The following is a 17,650-nucleotide window of genomic DNA, read 5'->3' on the forward strand; positions in this document are numbered from 1 at the left end:
CTTTACCTGAATCTTTACCAACACTAAGACTGTAATAGAAAAATGACCTCTACTGCCAATCAACCTCTAGCCATTATTACCGGAGCTTCGTCCGGTGTTGGTTTATATGCTGCAAAAGCCCTACTCGCCAGAAATTGGCGACTGATTCTGGCGGTCCGCGATCCCCAGAAAATGGAGTTGGCTGCCAAGGCGCATCAATTTGATTCTAGCCAATATGAAATCTGGCAATTAGACCTAGGCAATCTAGACAGTGTGCGAGCATTTGTGAAGCACTTTAATGACAGCGGCCAAAAGCTCAATGCCCTGCTATGCAATGCAGCTACCTATCTGCCGCTCTTGAAAGAGCCTGCACGTTCGCCTCAAGGGTTTGAGATCAGTGTTGCCACCAATTATTTTGGCCACTATGTTCTGAGCAGAATGCTGTTAGAAAATTTGATCCAGACTGCTAAAGCACATGAACATGCTCGCCTCATTACCTTAGGTACTGTTACCGCCAACTCAGAAGAGTTTGGTGGCAAGGTACCGATTCCGGCACCTGCAGATATTGGTGCACTAGAAGGTCTAATGGCTGGCTTTAAAACCCCGATTGCCATGATCAACGGCAAGCCTTTTAAACCAGGTAAGGCCTACAAAGACAGTAAGTTATGCAATATGGTCATGAATCGTGAATTACAAAAAAGATATCACGCCAGCACTGGGGTGATCTTTAATACTTTATATCCTGGATGCGTAGCAGAGACAGCGCTCTTTAGAGATACACCGCCACTCTTTCAGAAAATATTCCCTTGGTTTCAGAAGAACATTACTAAAGGGTATGTGACCCAAGAACTTGCGGGTGATCGGGTTGCTCAAGTCGTAGCAGACTCACGCTTTACCCAATCCGGTGTTCATTGGAGCTGGGGCAATCGCAACTCAGCGATTAGAGAGCCTTTCGCTCAAGAGCTTTCGATGAAAGCCAAGAGCGAGAAGCTGAGTAAAGACCTGTGGGAAGTGACTGCCAAGCTGGTTGGCATGCCCAGTGACTAAGTGCTTAGTTAACTGAGTACTTAATCAAATCCGAGTAAATCAAAGATATCCCGATCTTTCATTGGGATTGATGGCAATGGATCTGATCCGAGCCAGAGTGACGCAGCCAAACGCATGTACTCTTGCTGGACTAATTCAAGCTCAGGAGAATATTCCATTTCAAATAAGGTGGATTTTTTCAGACGACTACGACGAATCACATCCAAGTCTGGGAAGTGAGCCATGGTCTTTAATCCGACCTGTTCGTTGAACTTGTCAATTTGATCGGTATCTTTACTGCGATTGGCAATCACACCACCTAATCGCACGTTATAGTTTTTCGCTTTGGCGCCAATGGCCTGAATAATACGATTCATCGCAAAAATAGAATCAAAGTCATTTGCAGTCACAATCAATGCACGGTCAGCATGCTGCAGTGGTGCAGCAAAGCCACCGCATACCACGTCGCCCAAGACGTCAAAGATCACGACATCGGTATCGTCTAGCAAATGATGCTCTTTTAGAAGTTTGACAGTTTGTCCAACCACATAGCCACCGCAACCAGTTCCCGCTGGTGGGCCACCTGCTTCAACGCACATCACACCGTTATAGCCTTCATACACAAAGTCTTCAACGCGCAACTCTTCAGAGTGAAAGTCCACTTTCTCAAGCACATCGATTACGGTTGGCATGAGTTTTTTCGTGAGGGTAAAGGTAGAGTCGTGTTTTGGATCGCAGCCAATCTGGATCACCCGTTTTCCTAATTTAGAAAAGGCGACTGAAAGATTAGATGAGGTGGTGCTCTTACCGATGCCACCTTTGCCATAAATTGCAAAGACCTTAGCTTTACCAATTTTCAAATTTGGATCAAGCTGAACCTGCAGACTGCCCTCACCATCGGGTGGTGCGCTACGAGCATCTGAAATGGGTATGTTGATTGCTTTCATTTTGAATTGCCTTTGCTATTTTTGACCTAATGTCATGATTTAACTTTTAAAGTGCGCCTTTGCATCATACAAAGTTTCTAGGGTAATGCTTAAAAGACCCTGCTCTACTGCATACTTCTCCGTATTTCGTCTGGCTTTACCCCTAACAAAGAAGGGAATCTTATTGAGTTCTTTCTCTGCATCCGTTTCCCAGGCAAGGGTTTGACTGCCCAAATTGAGGTTAGGAGCGGTAATTTGCTCTGCCTCTCCTGATCCTACTTCTACCTTCATCGGGGCTGAGCTATGACCCAGATGGGATGGCATGGCGCCCTCATGAAACTCAAAGTCACCTCTGAACATGCCAATCAAATGTTCCTCTAGACCCATCATCAATGGATGGACCCAAGAGTCAAATAAAACACAGGCACCTTCAAAACCCATTTGTGGGGAATAGCGTGCTGGAAAATCTTGTACGTGCACTGGTGAAGAAATCACTGCACAGGGAATCTGTAGGCGCTTCGCAATATGGCGCTCCATTTGCGTACCCAGAATTAACTCAGGTTGCAGCTCTGTAATCTTTGCCTCAACCTCTAAATAATCATCCGTGATCATGGCTTCAAGACCTAACTCGGCAGCAGCTTCACGCACTTCACGAGCTAATTCGCGGCTATAGGTTCCTAGTCCAACGACTTTGAAGCCCATTTCATGGGCTGCTACTTTAGCAGCAGCAATGGCATGGGTGGCATCACCAAAAATAAAGACTCTTTTGTTAGTAAGGTAAGTTGAGTCCACTGATAAGGCATACCAACGCGCTTTAGAGGATTGACTGAACTTTTGAACATCACATTCAATCCCGGCTAGCTGACAAACTTCAGTGATGAAAGCTTGAGTCCCTTTAAATCCAATCGGGATCGCTTTTGTAGACGGCTGACCAAAACTTCGGGTCATCCAAGTAGCGGCAGTATTGGCTGTCTCAGGATATAAATTGACGTTGAAGTCTGCTTCATGCAAACGGGCAATATCGGCTGGATTAGCGCCAAGCGGCGCAACGACATTAACTTCAATTCCTAGCTCGCGCAATAAGCGGGAGATTTCTTCAACATCATCACGATGACGAAAACCTAAAGCGGTAGGCCCCAAAATATTGCAGCTTGGCTTTACGCCAGCTGCTCGGGCTGGGCGCTGCTGACCAGGAGGTAAAACAAAAGCTTGCCCTAGCAAACGAACCATCTGATAAAAGGTTTCTGCTGCGCCCCAATTTTCTTTCTTTTGATACGCAGGTAATTCCAGCGGCAAGATGGGCACCGGTAAATCGAGAGCGGCAGCTAAACCACCCGGATCATCTTGAATGAGTTCTGCAGTACAAGAAGCGCCCACCATTAATAAGTCCGGCTTAAAACGGGCATACGCTGTTCTGGCAGCATCTTTAAATAATTCTGCAGTATCACTTCCTAAATCGCGCGCCTGAAAAGTCGTATAAGTTACCGGCGGTCTTTTTTTCATCCGCTCAATCATGGTGAAGAGGAGATCAGCATACGTATCTCCTTGGGGTGCATGCAATACGTAATGCACCTTCTCCATGGCAGTAGCAATTCTCATTGCACCAACATGAGGTGGCCCTTCATAAGTCCAGAGGGTTAACTTCATGCCGCCTCCACCATCATGAGCTTATTTTTTCTCGTTAGAGGACGGGCAAACAATTCAGCTAGATCAGCTGCTTGATTAAATCCTTGAATCGGCGTGAAGACCAGTTCAATCGACCACTTGGTTGTAAAGCCTTCAGCCTCTAATGGATTAGCTAAGCCTAAACCACAGACCACCATGTCGGGTTGCTGTTCACGACAACGGTCTAATTGGTTCTCGACGTTTTGGCCTTCAGCCAATTGTGTCTTGGGATCTAACATCGCTAATTCTTCTGCCATATGCTGGCGATGTAAGTAAGGAACACCTACTTCCATAAGCTTCATGCCGAGTTCTCTATTTAAATAGCGCGCTAAGGGGATTTCTAACTGAGAGTCTGGGAAGAAGAAAATCGATTTACCTTTGAGGATTTCACGATGGGGCTCAAGTGACTTATTGGCGCGATCCCTTTGTGGGGCAATCACTTTTTCAAAGGCATCAGCAGAAACACCTAATTCTTTAGCTGCGGCCCAGAACCATTTTTCTGTTCCCTCTACTCCTAACGGGAAAGGTGCAGCAACTCTTTGGGCACCTAGATTTTCTAAGAACCTGGCGGTATCCGTCAGAAATGGCTGAGCGAGTAAGTATTTAGTCTTAGGACCAACCACAATTTTCTGCGTTGACTCTCTGGGTGGGAAAAAGGCAAAGGACTTGAGGCCCAGGTCTTTAAAGATCCGGCTAAATTGGTCTTCCACCACATCAGCTAAGCAGCCCACTACTAATAAATCAAGTTCATCAGATTCGGCTGATTTAGGCAGATCTTGCACTAGCGCTGCTAAGCAAGCATCTTCACCTTGAGTAAAGGTGGTTTCAATACCGCTGCCAGAGTAATTCAGAATACGTACTTTAGGTGCAAAGGTTTTACCGAGGCGCTGCGCTGCTCTAGATAAATCCAACTTAATCACTTCTGAAGGACATGAGCCTACTAAAAATAGGAGTTTGATATCAGGACGACGCTCGAGTAATTGTTTGACTACTTTATCTAACTCATCATTGGCATCTGCCAGACCGGCTAAATCACGATCATCAATAATGGCAGTTGCAAAACGGGGTTCTGCAAAAATCATCACCCCAGCGGCAGACTGAATTAAGTGTGCGCAGGTACGAGAACCCACTACTAGAAAAAAGGCGTCTTGAATTTTGCGATGCAACCAAATGATTCCAGTGAGGCCACAGAAAACCTCTCTCTGACCACGCTCTTTTAAAGGCTGGAAATTAATAGGTTGGGTATCAACCGTCACTTCTTGGGATACAGAATTCAATTCTTACCTCTAGCTTTACTATAAGAAATGAATGGGGGAACATGCAAAAAAGGAGTCATACAATAAAACGTTGATTAATAGATGCCTTAGTAAAAGCCTCTTGGGGGGTTTTAGATATAAGTATTTACACCGATTAAACAGCGATTAATGGGGTCTAGAACAAGGTTTAGCCCAACTTTAGGTCAAAGAAAAAGCCCCAAATACTTCAATATTTCGGGGCTTTTTATGGGTTCAGAATTGGCTTTTATCGCTGGGACTTGAGCAGCGCCTTGAAGGTCAAGACACTGAGTGCTACTGCAATTCCAAACGACACTAGCAGCATGGCAAACTTAGATTGAGTCTGACCAGTAGGGAAGATCAGATAAAAAGCCACGGTAATGCTAATGACCATGCCACAAAATCCAGCAATCTTTGAGATCTGGTCTCTGACATCATGAAATTTCATCATGCTTTGTATCCTTTCAAGGTTTTATCTTTTGTGCATGAGATCTTCATCAGATCTTCAATGCATAGCTACTGTTTTACTGTGAAAACTTTAAACCGCGACATTCCTAGAGTCAAGATGTCTAGGGTAAACCCTTGATTAAATACGATTTTTCTCTATTTCCAGCATGCCCTCTTCCATTCCATAGAGCGGCTCATAAGCCAATTGCTCTTTGGCCTTAGCTATCGAGATAGAAAACGGGTGCGCCATTAAGTGGACCATCTCCCAAATTAAAGGAGGCTCTCCACGCAGCGGTAAGTAGTTCCAACCATTTTCTGTAAAGCGCGCTAATGGCCAGGCTAAGAAACGGGGTATCGATAAAGTAGGCACTTTGTAATGGCCTGCCAACAGTCTTCTACTCATCCATTGCCTAAAGAGTACTGGAGGCCCATCACTAATAAAAAAGCTTTCTCGATTTGATTTAGATAGCAGCGCTTTATTAACTGCTTCGCACAGGTTGTAAATATTGCAAGTGGAAAAGAGATAGTCGCCCTGATCAAACCAACCAAATTGATTGAGGTTGGCAGCTTTGCCTAAGATGCGATCAATCAGATCTCCTTTGCCCCAAATTGATACAGGTCGAAGGCTAATCGTTCGAAGGGTCTCATCTCCAGCCGCCAGAACATACTGCTCTGCTAAGGACTTGCTATGGCTATAAGGAAATTTTTCTAGGGATGGTAAAGCGCGCGATTCACAAACATCTAGATTGGCAATAGATGGATCTTTAGCAACTGATGCATCACTCATATATATGAACTGCGGAACTCCTGATTGTTTGGAAGCCTTCAGAATATTTTTGGTCATGAGCACATTGGTCTCATGTAAGGCTTTTTTTGAGTTCCATAACTTCATCTCTGCTGCGCAATGAATTACGCTATCAATACCCTGCAGTCGCTTAGATAAACTTTGGACATCATTTAAGTCGCCTGACCACACTTGCAGATTGTGTTGAGGTTTGATATTGAGCAACTGTGGTGCGCGATAGTGAGCTACAAGCTCATGCCCTGCTGCTATCAGAGACTGGACCAAGTGACTTCCCACAAAACCACTGGCACCAGTCAAAAAGATTTTCATTGACTGCTCATTTACTAAACCGTTGACCAAGATACATGGCAGATCGTCCATAGTAATAGGCAGTGGCTAGCAATATTTTTGGTGAGAGACAAACAATGGTCAGGAGAAGCAGAATCCAAAAAGACCAATGCTGTGTTGAGCCAAAACTGGCAAAGATGATCAGTCCTAGAAAAATGATCTTGCGAGTTTGACCGCGAGGTAGCCAGGGACTTCTTTTATATAGGGGGTCTTTATTTGTTGCGGAGCTTTCGCCTGCCATCTTCTTGATATCTCTAAAAGTCCAAAGCCAATCTAAGTGAACTATCATAGATAATTATTAGGGATTATTCAATGACCAAGCAGAGCAACAAGACCAATCCCCGTGGGTTTCGTACCCTTGCAGCACTCACCCCTTTTCTAAAGCCCTATAAAAAGCAATTTGTTCTGGCGATCTTTAGTTTGCTTCTGGCTGCCAGTGCAACCTTAGCTGTTCCCTTCTCTTTTAGACAAATCATTGATTTGGGATTTAATGCCAATGATGGCAGCCAAATCAATACGACTTTTTTAACCTTATTTGCTGTGGCTTGTTTAGTCGCATTAGGGACGTCACTACGTTTTTATATGGTGTCTTGGTTAGGCGAAAAGATTACGACGGATATTCGCTCGGCAGTCTATAGCCATGTGATTAAACAAAGCCCTGAGTTCTTTGAATCCACGCACAGCGGTGAAATCCTCTCGCGCCTCAATACTGATACCGTCCTGATTCAGACCTTAATTGGTACTAGCGTCTCGATGGCGATTCGCAATATGCTTTTACTGGCAGGTGGCCTTGTGATGATGTTTATTACTAGCCCAAAATTATCGGTGCTGATTTTTGCTACTTTACTGCTGACCATCATTCCTACCGTGATCATGGGGCGGCGTGTTCGCAAGCTCTCGCGTAATTCACAAGATAAAATTGCCGATGCCTCTGCCCTAGCGAGTGAGAAATTAAACGCGATTCCAACAATTCAGTCTTTTACCAATGAAAAAATTGAAATTAATCGCTTTAACCAATCCATTCAAACTGCACTTGTAGCAGCCATCACCCGAACGCAAGCCAGATCTTTGCTGACCTTTGTGGCAATTCTATTTGGCTTTACCAGCATTATTTTGGTTCTGTGGCTTGGTGCTTATGCCGTCATGGATAACCAAATTACCGCTGGAGAACTCTCTCAATTTATTTTGTATGCCGTGATTGTTGCTGGTGCGATTGCTGGCATCTCTGAAGTGATTGGTGATACCCAAAGAGCGATTGGTGCTAGTGATCGTCTGTTAGAACTTCTGAATGTAAAGTCCTCTATTCAGACGGTAGCGGTAGTGGAATCAATTCCAGAGGTTAATGCTAATGGTATTGGAGTAGCGGTAGACAATCTGTGCTTTCACTATCCTTCTAATCAAAACCCTGTTTTATCGGATGTCTCCTTTGAGATCAGACCTGGTGAACGTATTGCTGTTGTTGGCCCCTCAGGTGCTGGTAAGACTACCCTCTTTCAACTACTGCAACGCTTTTACGATCCCACTAGCGGAAAGATTCTGTTTAATGGCATCAACATTCGAGATCTGGAACTTGAGCAACTTAGAAAAATGATTGGTGTAGTGCCACAGGACATCGTGATTTTTTCTGATAACGCCATGGAAAATATCCGTTTTGGAAAGATGGATGCCACCGATGAGGAAGTGTTCGCTGCTGCTCGCCTGGCAATCGCTGATGAATTTATCTCTAAACTGCCTGAAGGCTACCAAAGCTTCTTAGGTGATCGCGGTATTCGTTTATCGGGTGGGCAAAAGCAGCGTATTGCCATTGCCAGGGTCTTATTAAAAAATCCAGCCCTATTGCTTTTAGACGAAGCAACGAGTGCTCTTGATGCTGAATCAGAATTACTGGTGCAGCGCGCTCTTGAGGCTGCCATGGATCATCGCACTACCATTGTCATTGCCCATCGACTCTCTACAGTCAAGCAAGCCGATAAGATTTTGGTGTTAGAGAACGGACGCATCATCGAAACAGGAACGCATGCGGATTTAATCTTGCGCAGTGGTCTGTATGCCCGTTTGGCTAAATTGCAATTTACGGATCAGTAAGGAATCAAGAAGGTAGTGCAGCCTTAGATTATCCGTAGTATTTTCAGAATTCCCCAGACCATCCAAATAATAGCCAGCACTAGGATAGTTCGTGCATCTAGTGAGACTCGGAATAACTGTAATTGCCTATGAGAACACTCTATAGAAACTCGCAAAGCTGACCTCCTCTATATTGAAGAGTTCAGCGTAGAGAATTGGGATGACGATGAATAGAGATTAGGGATGAATTAGGCGTAGGAAGGGATTGACTATCTTTAATCATTATTTGCTAATTTTTAGCATAATCGTGCTAATATTTAGTTATGTCACTATCAAATGCCCTTTTTACTAGCAGTCAAAGCCAGGTTCTAGGCTGGATCTTTGGTCATCCTGAACGAGAATTCCATCTCAACGAGCTTTTGCGCCTGACTCAATTGAGTAGCGCATCCCTGCAGAGAGAACTCAATCGACTTTCTCAAAGTGGCATTGTGAGTTCTAAAAAAGTTGGTAATTTAAGAATATTCAAAGCCAATCGACAATCTCCTGTTTATATAGAGTTGCATAGTCTTGTTAAAAAGACTCTGGGTATCGATCATGAAATTAGTCTCGCATTAGCCCCACTTCATTTAGAGTTAAAACATGCTTTGATCTACGGCTCAGTTGCAAAAAATACCGATACAGGAAGTAGTGATATTGATCTCATGTTGGTCGGTAAGAATTTACGTCTTAGTAAAATATTGGATCTACTCACCCCAGTTGAATCTAAGTTAGGACGAAAAATTAATCCCACCTGTTACACACCCAAAGAATTTGAAAGTCGACGCGCAGAGCGCTCCTCGTTTATTAATAAAGTTTTAGCCCTTCCTACCATTGCTGTGTATGGTGCTGCAATTGACTAAACCAAACCTAGATAATTTAGTCAAAAATAGATACCTCAAACAAGAACCCTGCGATAAAGAAGAAGTTACACGAATGCTGGGAATTGCCTATAGGCGCTTGCTAGATTGACAAATACAAGAGGTGTCTATAGAAGGTCGATTTACCTCTGCCTACAACGCAGCTCACAATGCTGCCCTAGCTGCATTACGCTGGCATGGCTACAGAAGCGAGAATCGATTCTTGGTATTTCAGTGTCTTGGTGATACGCTAGGATGGCCTGCTAGTAAATGGAGAGTATTTGATTCGGCTCATCAGAAGAGAAACCTCGCAGAATATGAAGGCTATCTTGAAGTTGAAGAATCTACTATCAAAGAGTTAAGAGACTTAACGACCTCATTAATCAAGGATGTAGAGAAGCTAGCAAAAATATCATGCGTAAAAGATCACCTACCCATCCAGGCGCCATCTTGAGAGAAGATGTCTTTCCTTCGCTTGGCATCTCTGTCACCGAGTTTGCTAGGCACCTTGGAATTTCTAGGCAGACACTTCACTCTGTACTAGCCGAAAAGAGTTCAATCACTCCAGAGCTAGCTCTGCGTATAGGAGCATTCTTGGGTAATGGTCCACAACTGTGGATAGAGATGCAGTCTAGATATGATTTGTGGCAAGCAGAGGTCAAACTGAAGAAAGTGCTACCTAAAATTACTCTCTTTAAAGATCTTTTAGCTGCTTAAACCACTACCCGATAGTTCTCTAGTAAATATCAGGCTCTGGCACTGGTTTACCAAAGCTGGTTTCTAGGAAATCAAAGTCACAACCATCTTCTGCTTGCAAGATGTGGCGGCTAAACATCCAACCGTAGCCGCGTTCATATTTTGGTGCTGGCGCAATCCACTTAGCTTTTCTTTGATTGAGCTCTTCATCACTAACCTCCAGATGAATTTTTCTATTGGGGACGTCAACAGTGATCAGGTCACCTGTTTTTACAAGTGCCAATGGTCCACCGATATAGGCTTCTGGCGAGGCATGCAAAATGCAAGCGCCATAGCTTGTGCCGCTCATGCGCGCATCCGATAAACGCAGCATATCGCGTACACCTTGCTTAATGAGCTTTGCCGGAATGGGCAACATGCCCCACTCGGGCATGCCAGGACCGCCTTTAGGACCTGCGTTTCTGAGAACTAAGATGTGATTTACGGTGACGTCGAGATTTTCATCTTCAACGGCTTTTTTCATTTCAGGATAGCTATCAAATACTAAGGCTGGGCCGGTATGTTTTAAGAATTTCTCCGCACAAGCACTTGGCTTAATGACTGCACCACCAGGGGCAATATTGCCTTTGAGTACTGCGAGTGCGCCCTCTTGGTAAATCGCTTTATTAAGAGGCCTGATGACATCTTCGTTATGTACTTCTGCGTTTTTAATATTCTCGCCAATCGTTTTACCAGTAACCGTCATTGCGCTTGGATTGAGATGTGAGCCCATTTGCTTGAGTAGTGCAGGCATTCCTCCGGCGTAATAAAAGTCTTCCATCAAATATTGATCGCCACTTGGACGAATATTGGCAATCACGGGAACTTTTCTGCTGGCCGAATCAAAATCATCTAAGGTTACGGTACAGTCTTTGCCGGCACGCCTTGACATCGCAATCAAATGAATAATGGCGTTCGTACTACAACCCATCGCCATAGCAGCATTGATCGCATTTAAGAAACTCGTTTTATTAAGGATTTTGGCAGGAGTTAAATCTTCCCAGACCATCTCCACAATTCTTCTGCCGCAAGCGGCAGCCATGCGTGGATGACTCGCATCAGCCGCTGGAATACTCGATGCACCTGGTAGCGTGATTCCTAATGCCTCTGCAATGCCCATCATGGTCGCTGCTGTGCCCATGGTCATACAAGTACCGTGACTACGCGCAATGCCTCCTTCTACTTCTAGCCACTGTGCTTCTGAGAGCTTGCCAGCGCGGCGCTCATCCCAATACTTCCAAGCATCAGAGCCTGAACCAAGCACTTTACCCTTCCAATTACCACGCAACATGGGACCAGCAGGTAAATACACAAATGGCAGGCCAGCAGATAAAGCGCCCATGACTAAACCCGGAGTCGTTTTATCGCAGCCACCCATGAGCACTGCACCATCCACTGGATGAGAGCGAATCAGCTCTTCTGTTTCCATCGCGAGCATATTGCGATAGAGCATGGTTGTAGGTTTTACATACGTCTCTGACAGCGAAATTGCTGGTAGCTCCAGCGGAAATCCCCCTGCCTGAAAAATACCGCGCTTGACATCCTCAACCCGTTGCTTGAAATGCGTATGACAAGGATTAACATCTGACCAGGTATTAATAATGGCAATCACTGGCTTACCAGACCAATCCTCGGGACCATAGCCCATTTGCATGGCACGTGAGCGATGTCCAAATGAACGTAAATCATCTGGTGCGAACCAACGGGCACTACGTAGGGATTCTTTAGTCTTTTTTGGCATTGGGGTTTAGCCGTGGATTTAAACACCCCTATATTAATGCCTGCTCTCAAAGAAAGGGTATTCCTGCATTTGTTTTATAGTGGGCTATTAATTACCCTAATTTACAGGCATCAAATGGGTATGGATTAATAAGGATCTATATATGAATCGGAATTCCATTTTCATCAAGGCATTGCTTGTCTGTAGCCTCTTGTGCGCTAGTTCTCTGCCCGCAATTGCGCAATCCGATTACCCCAATAAGCCCGTCAAAATTATTGTGCCCTTTCCTCCTGGTGGCACTACTGATTTAATGGCGCGTATTTCTGCTGAGCAACTCACCAAAATCTTGAAGCAAGCTTTTGTGATTGAGAATATCGGTGGTGGTGGTGGCGTGATTGGCGCCGAGCGCGCTGCGGGTGCCCAGCCTGATGGTTATACCCTCGTGATGACGGGTGTTGGGCAAAACGCGGTTGCTCATGGTCTTGATCCCAACCTCAAATATGACTCATTAAAAGATTTTGCCCATATCACCTTGATTGATTTAGGCCCCAATGTATTGGTGGTGAATCCAGATCGTCCATTTAAAACTCTAAAAGATGTGATCGATTACGCTAGAAAAAATCCAGGTAAGCTTGACTATGGCTATACCTACGCTTCCTCAGGCCATATGGCGATGGAGTTAATGCGCCAAGCTACTGCCACTTGTGTGGATATGAAAAATAAAACCAATTGCAATCCGCTACCCATTGTTGGGATACCGTATCGCGGAGGCGGCCCTCTCATGAATGCCATTTTGGCTAACGAGATACCCATGATTTTTATTAATCAAGATGCAGCCTTGCCCTTTGTAGCGGCAGGTAAGTTACGGCCTATTGCGGTAAGCAGTTTGCAGCGTAACGCGCTGTATCCGAATGTTCCTACCGTAGCAGAAAGTGGTTATCCAGGATTTCAGGCACTCTCTTGGGCTGGCATTAGCGCTCCTAAAGGTACTCCTAAGCCGATTCTAGATAAGTTAGAGGCTGCCATGATTCAATCTTTACAAACGCCTGAAGTGAAACAACGCATTGAGTCAGTCGGTTTTGTCATACCGACCTTAGGATCGACTGCGTACGTCAACTTTTTAAAATCAGAACTTGAGCTATGGACTTCTTTGATTAAGAAGTCTGGGATTAAACCAGAGTAGTTGCCTCCTGCATTGCCTTAGTCAACCGTGATTTTTGCCTTTTCTACTACTTTAGCCCAACGACCTTGCTCAGACTTAATGAATGCTCCAAACTGAGCAGGTGTATCTCCTACTAAGACCGCTCCGTCATCGAGCATCTTTTTAGAATCTTCTTTTGACTTTAAAGATTTTGCGATCTCTTTTTGCAAGCGATCAATCACCGGTTGCGGAGTGCCGGCAGGAACCATAATTCCATACCATTGCGAAGTCTCAAATCCTTTGTAACCAGATTCGGCAATGGTAGGCACATTGGGCAATACTTTTGAGCGCTCTAAGGATCCAACGGCTAATGGGCGCAAAGTGCCACCTTTAATCTGACCCATTAATGAAGGCAGGCCATTAAAGGTTGCCTGAATTTGACCGCCGATTAAATCAGTGAGCATTGGGCCAGACCCTTTATAAGGTACATGCACTAAATCAATTCCGGCTTCTGAAGAAAAGTACTCCATTGCCAAGTGCCCTGCACTACCATTGCCTGCAGAACCATAATTAATTTTTCCGGGGTTCTTTTTGGCATCCGCCACTAAATCCGCTAGGGTCTTGTAATTGCTTTTCTCGCTCACTGCAATCACATTGGGTACTTTTGCTACTAAGGTTACCGGTGCAAAATCTTTATTAGGATCGTAAGGCAGTTTTTTACCAAATAGCGCAGGGTTTACAGCCAAAGTTCCAACGTGACCCAATATCAAAGTGTAGCCGTCTGGATTGGCGCGCTTGACCTCTTCCATGGCGATGTTGCCAGCGCCACCAGGCTTGTTATCCACATAGACAGATTGGCCTAGGCTGGTACTCAGACTACTGGCTACTGAGCGCGCAACGATCTCTGAAGTACCTCCCGTAGCAAATGGCACGACTAAGCGAATCGACTTTTCAGGATAGTCTGCAAATACGAGTGAAGAGCATATGAAAGCTAATACTGTTACAAAAATCTTCAATGCGTACATCCTTCTCTTTTGCTAATCATCAAAATAAGCGGCTAGGCTGTTACTCTACTTTCTCAATTGCAATGCCAGCATCTTTAGCGGTTTTGCCCCAACGCTCATATTCAGTCTGGATGAGTTTATTGGCTTGAGCAATTGATCCAGGGCTTGGCTCAATCCCAATCTTGATTAATGCCTCTTTAGTAGCTTGAGTCTCTAAGGCTTTATTCAGGTTTTTATTCAGGGTTTGCAAAACAGATGGGCTTGTTTTATTTGGCGCGACGATTAAATGCCAACCACTCATGACTACTGGATAGCCCTGCTCCTGAAAAGTCGAAATATCTGGAGCGCTAGCGAAGCGTTGACTAGTCGTAATGCCCAAGATTTTAACTTTGCCACCAGCTGCCTGCGGCAAGGCAACGGAGAGGGGCACCATCATCGCCTGTACCTCATCTGCTGCAATTGCGGTGATCGCTGGTGCAGCACCCTGAAAAGGGATATGGACTAATTCAATACCAGCTACTTGATTAAACTTCTCAAACGTAATTTGGGATGTGCTACCGATACCCCATGAGGAGTAGTTCATTTTTCCAGGCATGCTTTTTGCAAGCGCAACAAACTCTTTAATATTTTTAGCAGGCAATTTTGGATTAACTACCAATGCAAAAGGGAAATTACCGACTAAGCCAACGGCAGTAAGATCTTTGAGCGGATCATAGTTAATCTTTTTATACACATGGGGGTTGATCGCTAGACTCTCGGGTGTTCCCAATAACAAGATATAGCCATCTGGGTTGGCGCGTGCCACAAACTCAGCGCCGATAAGGGTATTGGCCCCGGGTTTGTTATCAACAATCACACTCTGCCCTAATTGCTCAGATAGTCCCTGACTAATTGTGCGCGCAGAATTATCCACATTACCGCCTGCAGTAAATGGAACAATTAAGCGAATGGGTTTATCTGGAAATGGAGCGCCATGGGATAGTGAAGCAATCGTGATTGCTAGTGTGGCTAATAGATATTGGATGAATTTCACTTTAGTGTTTTCCTGAAAGTAAGCTACCAAATTGCTCAATACTGCTATTGACCTTTGCCACTTGAAGTGCATTCCACATCGTAGCGGCAATACTTGAAATTACAGGCTTACCCGTCTCGGCCTCGCCTTGCCCCAGAATATCAATCGTGGGCATTCCCACCCCGCTCACAAATATGGCGTCTGCTACAGGGCTATCGACTTGGCGTACCAGCTCTAGTGCACGCTGCGTGGTTTCATCATAGATATTTTTGACGACTGGCAAATTTCCAAAACTCACGATCTCAAAACCATATGACTCTAATAACTGTTTACAGCGTAAAGTGTTCTGCTCGCTGTACGGCGTTCCAAAGGCAATCTTTTTTACTTTAAGATGATTCAGCGCCTTCACCACACTGCCAAAGGCGGTGATGAATGGCAAAGCGTATTGATCCTCAAGCTTTTGAATCAGCTTGGCCTCACCTTCCTTGCCAAGGGTGTAACTACTGGCGGTATGGGCCATCGCTATCACAGCAGGCTTCACCAACTTGAGAAGCTCAATATTCTCTGGCAAATGATCGATCTGCGTTTGATTGCGCTCGTCTTGCCCATCAAGACTTCCCGTCTCTCCATGTGCGACCATTCTTGTGAAGTGAAGCGAAAATTCTGGCCTAGCCATTTTGATGACTTCGCCTTCGGTATTGGGATTTCCAGGCGGAATCAAAAAACCTAGGCGGGCAATATTTTCCATTAATTACTCATCCTTCATATTGGCGTTCTTGACCACCGGCAAAAGACGCTTTCTTTCTTCTGTTAAAAACTTCATAAAATCCGCTTGAGTTCCCGGGGTGGGTTCAATACCTTGTGGGATGAGCCTTGCTTTCAGTGCGTTAGTATCTAGCGCCGCCTGAATAGCTGAATTCATTTTCGCGATGACTTCAGGTGGCGTACCTTTGGGAGCAAAGATTCCCGACCAGTGGCCAATAAACAAATTTGGGTAGCCTAGCTCTTTAGTGGTTGGCACATTGGGTAAACGGGTAATGCGTTTATTCCAAGTAGAGGCTAGTGGCCTGAGTTTGCCACCTTCTATTTGCGGCAATACGACCACACTTGCTTCTGATGTGGCATCGACTTGTTTAGAAACCACTGCAAACATCCCTTCTGATCCACTCTTATAAGGAATGATTTCATAGATGCCACCACCTGCATAGAGCTTGAGCATCTCTGCTACAAAATGCGGTGTACTCCCTGTTCCTGCAGTAGCAAATGTCACACCAGGTTTGACCTGGGCCTTTGCCAGTAAATCTTTAAAGTTCTGGATTGGTGAATCAGCATTAACCACAATGATGGACGGACTGACTGCCATCATGCCTACAGGCACTAAGTCTTCTTGCTTGTAAGGCATATTGCTACGAAGCATTGGAATAGTGACAATGCCACCAGCAGCGCCCGCATAAAAGGTATATCCGTCTGGCGTAGTCTTAGCAACGTAATCACCGCCTACTACTGATCCTGCTCCAGGCTTATTCTCCACAATAACTGGTTGGCCTAATTGCTTACTAACCCCTTCTGCTACTGCGCGCGCGACTAAGTCATTCGCACCACCTGGGCCAAAACCCACTACAAACTTGATTGGGCGATTTGGCCAAGGGTCTGCAGCCATTGAAGCGGTGCTGACAGCGGCCAGCATGAGAGGCAGCAAAATTTTCGATAGCTTCATATTGATTACAATTGATTTCTATATTTGCTTTAAGAGAATTTTTTCTCTAATGCATCAAAGTCTTCTTTTTTGACGACGCTTTGGCGCTCAGCAAAGGTGGCGACTAATATAGGATCTTCTTTGAGTTCGCCGGTTTTCTTTAAATGATCTAAGGCATTAGTCATACCACGTACAGCGCCCTGCAAAGCTGCATTAGCATAGAGCACGATTCCAAAGCCCATTGCAGATAAGTCTTTTAATGGTAATGATGGAGTTTTTCCACCAATAACAATATTGATTAGTTGTGGGCAATAGGTTTGCGCAGCGATGAGCTTCATTTCTTCTACGCTCTCTGGTGCTTCGATAAAAGTCATATCTGCACCTGCTTGCGCATAGCTTTGCGCTCGATCAAGGGCATCTTCAAAGCCATAGATCGATCTAGCATCAGTTCTAGCGATGATTAAGAAATCATCGTGCAACCTAGCATCAACTGCAGCTTTAATCTTGCCGCACATTTCTTCTTTACTGATGATGGTCTTGCCTGCAAAGTGGCCGCAACGCTTCGGCATCGCTTGATCTTCGATCTGAACCGCATTGGCACCAGCGCGCTCGAGAACTTTAATGGTGTGATGCACATTAACTGCATTACCAAAGCCAACGTCAATATCGACAATTAAGGGAAGTTGGACGACATCTCTAATCGCTGCAGTGTGCGCCGCAACATCATTTAAGCCAATAAAGCCTAGATCTGGAATACCATAGAACTGATTGGTGATTGCTGCGCCACTTAAATAGACTGCCTCAAAGCCCGCATCCTCAATTACGCGTGCCGCTAAAGCATTGCCTGCTCCTGGTACTAGTAAGCCCCGCCTCTCATTAATGAGCTTGCGCAATCGCGTGCCTAAGTGCATGGACATGGTAGTCTCCTTTTTA

Annotated in this window: 16 protein-coding genes; 5 read left to right on the forward strand and 11 right to left on the reverse strand. The window is 45.0% G+C overall.

Going from position 1 to position 17,650, the window contains the following annotated elements; genetic code table 11:
- The first annotated feature begins 42 nt into the window (after window positions 1-42).
- The gene (locus tag ICN29_RS02580) at window positions 43-1,026 is read left to right on the forward strand and encodes a protochlorophyllide reductase (RefSeq protein ID WP_216129419.1); all 984 of its coding nucleotides are present in this window, start codon (window positions 43-45) and stop codon (window positions 1,024-1,026) included.
- 20 nt (window positions 1,027-1,046) lie between these two features.
- On the opposite strand, the gene bchL is transcribed toward ICN29_RS02580, so the two are convergent.
- The 5 genes from bchL to ICN29_RS02605 all read right to left on the reverse strand — a co-directional run bounded on the left by bchL (window position 1,047) and on the right by ICN29_RS02605 (window position 6,482).
- The gene (gene bchL, locus ICN29_RS02585; RefSeq protein WP_216129421.1) at window positions 1,047-1,952 is read right to left on the reverse strand and encodes a ferredoxin:protochlorophyllide reductase (ATP-dependent) iron-sulfur ATP-binding protein; all 906 of its coding nucleotides are present in this window, start codon (window positions 1,950-1,952) and stop codon (window positions 1,047-1,049) included.
- Window positions 1,953-1,991: 39 nt separating this feature from the next.
- A complete protein-coding gene (bchB, locus tag ICN29_RS02590) occupies window positions 1,992-3,578 on the reverse strand; it encodes a ferredoxin:protochlorophyllide reductase (ATP-dependent) subunit B (RefSeq protein WP_216129423.1) in 1,587 nt (528 codons plus the stop codon).
- Complete coding sequence (locus ICN29_RS02595) at window positions 3,575-4,873, reverse strand: ferredoxin:protochlorophyllide reductase (ATP-dependent) subunit N (protein WP_216129425.1); 1,299 nt, start codon at window positions 4,871-4,873, stop codon at window positions 3,575-3,577. Before ICN29_RS02595 ends, bchB begins: the two co-directional genes overlap by 4 nt.
- A gap of 244 nt (window positions 4,874-5,117) precedes the next feature.
- Complete coding sequence (locus ICN29_RS02600; protein ID WP_216129427.1) at window positions 5,118-5,321, reverse strand: hypothetical protein; 204 nt, start codon at window positions 5,319-5,321, stop codon at window positions 5,118-5,120.
- Window positions 5,322-5,456: 135 nt separating this feature from the next.
- Window positions 5,457-6,482, reverse strand: a complete 1,026-nt coding sequence (locus ICN29_RS02605; RefSeq protein WP_216129429.1) for an NAD-dependent epimerase/dehydratase family protein — start codon at window positions 6,480-6,482, stop codon at window positions 5,457-5,459.
- A 279-nt stretch (window positions 6,483-6,761) separates the two neighbouring features.
- Here ICN29_RS02605 and ICN29_RS02610 point away from each other — a divergent pair, with 279 nt between their 5' ends.
- From ICN29_RS02610 to ICN29_RS02620, 3 genes are all read left to right on the forward strand, one after another.
- Entirely contained in the window at window positions 6,762-8,534 is a 1,773-nt protein-coding gene (locus ICN29_RS02610) for an ABC transporter transmembrane domain-containing protein (protein WP_216129431.1), read from the forward strand.
- Window positions 8,535-8,836: 302 nt separating this feature from the next.
- The gene (locus ICN29_RS02615; protein WP_216129433.1) at window positions 8,837-9,412 is read left to right on the forward strand and encodes a MarR family transcriptional regulator; all 576 of its coding nucleotides are present in this window, start codon (window positions 8,837-8,839) and stop codon (window positions 9,410-9,412) included.
- Window positions 9,413-9,823: 411 nt separating this feature from the next.
- Window positions 9,824-10,126 (forward strand): HigA family addiction module antitoxin, encoded by a 303-nt coding sequence (locus tag ICN29_RS02620; RefSeq protein WP_216861465.1) that lies wholly within the window; start codon window positions 9,824-9,826, stop codon window positions 10,124-10,126.
- 19 nt (window positions 10,127-10,145) lie between these two features.
- Here the strand turns inward: ICN29_RS02620 and araD are convergent, their stop codons facing one another.
- Window positions 10,146-11,885: an L-arabinonate dehydratase gene (araD, locus tag ICN29_RS02625; RefSeq protein ID WP_216129435.1), complete on the reverse strand. Its 1,740-nt coding sequence runs from the start codon at window positions 11,883-11,885 to the stop codon at window positions 10,146-10,148.
- 142 nt (window positions 11,886-12,027) lie between these two features.
- On the opposite strand from araD, the gene ICN29_RS02630 reads away from it, so the two are divergent.
- Window positions 12,028-13,047, forward strand: a complete 1,020-nt coding sequence (locus ICN29_RS02630; RefSeq protein ID WP_216129437.1) for a Bug family tripartite tricarboxylate transporter substrate binding protein — start codon at window positions 12,028-12,030, stop codon at window positions 13,045-13,047.
- Window positions 13,048-13,064: 17 nt separating this feature from the next.
- Here ICN29_RS02630 and ICN29_RS02635 read toward each other — a convergent pair whose 3' ends face one another.
- Genes ICN29_RS02635 through ICN29_RS02655 form a run of 5 tightly spaced genes read right to left on the reverse strand, consistent with a single transcriptional unit; the run spans window position 13,065 to window position 17,628 of the window.
- Window positions 13,065-14,030, reverse strand: coding sequence for a Bug family tripartite tricarboxylate transporter substrate binding protein (locus tag ICN29_RS02635; protein WP_216129439.1), 966 nt, complete (start codon window positions 14,028-14,030; stop codon window positions 13,065-13,067).
- A 40-nt stretch (window positions 14,031-14,070) separates the two neighbouring features.
- Window positions 14,071-15,042 (reverse strand): Bug family tripartite tricarboxylate transporter substrate binding protein, encoded by a 972-nt coding sequence (locus ICN29_RS02640; protein ID WP_216129441.1) that lies wholly within the window; start codon window positions 15,040-15,042, stop codon window positions 14,071-14,073.
- A 1-nt stretch (window position 15,043) separates the two neighbouring features.
- Window positions 15,044-15,769, reverse strand: a complete 726-nt coding sequence (locus tag ICN29_RS02645; protein WP_216129443.1) for a maleate cis-trans isomerase family protein — start codon at window positions 15,767-15,769, stop codon at window positions 15,044-15,046.
- Between the two features lie 3 nt (window positions 15,770-15,772).
- The gene (locus ICN29_RS02650) at window positions 15,773-16,738 is read right to left on the reverse strand and encodes a Bug family tripartite tricarboxylate transporter substrate binding protein (protein WP_255538038.1); all 966 of its coding nucleotides are present in this window, start codon (window positions 16,736-16,738) and stop codon (window positions 15,773-15,775) included.
- Between the two features lie 29 nt (window positions 16,739-16,767).
- On the reverse strand, window positions 16,768-17,628 hold the full coding sequence (locus tag ICN29_RS02655) for an isocitrate lyase/PEP mutase family protein (RefSeq protein WP_216131942.1): 861 nt from the start codon (window positions 17,626-17,628) through the stop codon (window positions 16,768-16,770).
- Window positions 17,629-17,650 lie beyond the last annotated feature (22 nt).

The sequence above is a fragment of the Polynucleobacter nymphae genome (assembly GCF_018882155.1).
Taxonomy (GTDB): Bacteria; Pseudomonadota; Gammaproteobacteria; order Burkholderiales; family Burkholderiaceae; genus Polynucleobacter; species Polynucleobacter nymphae.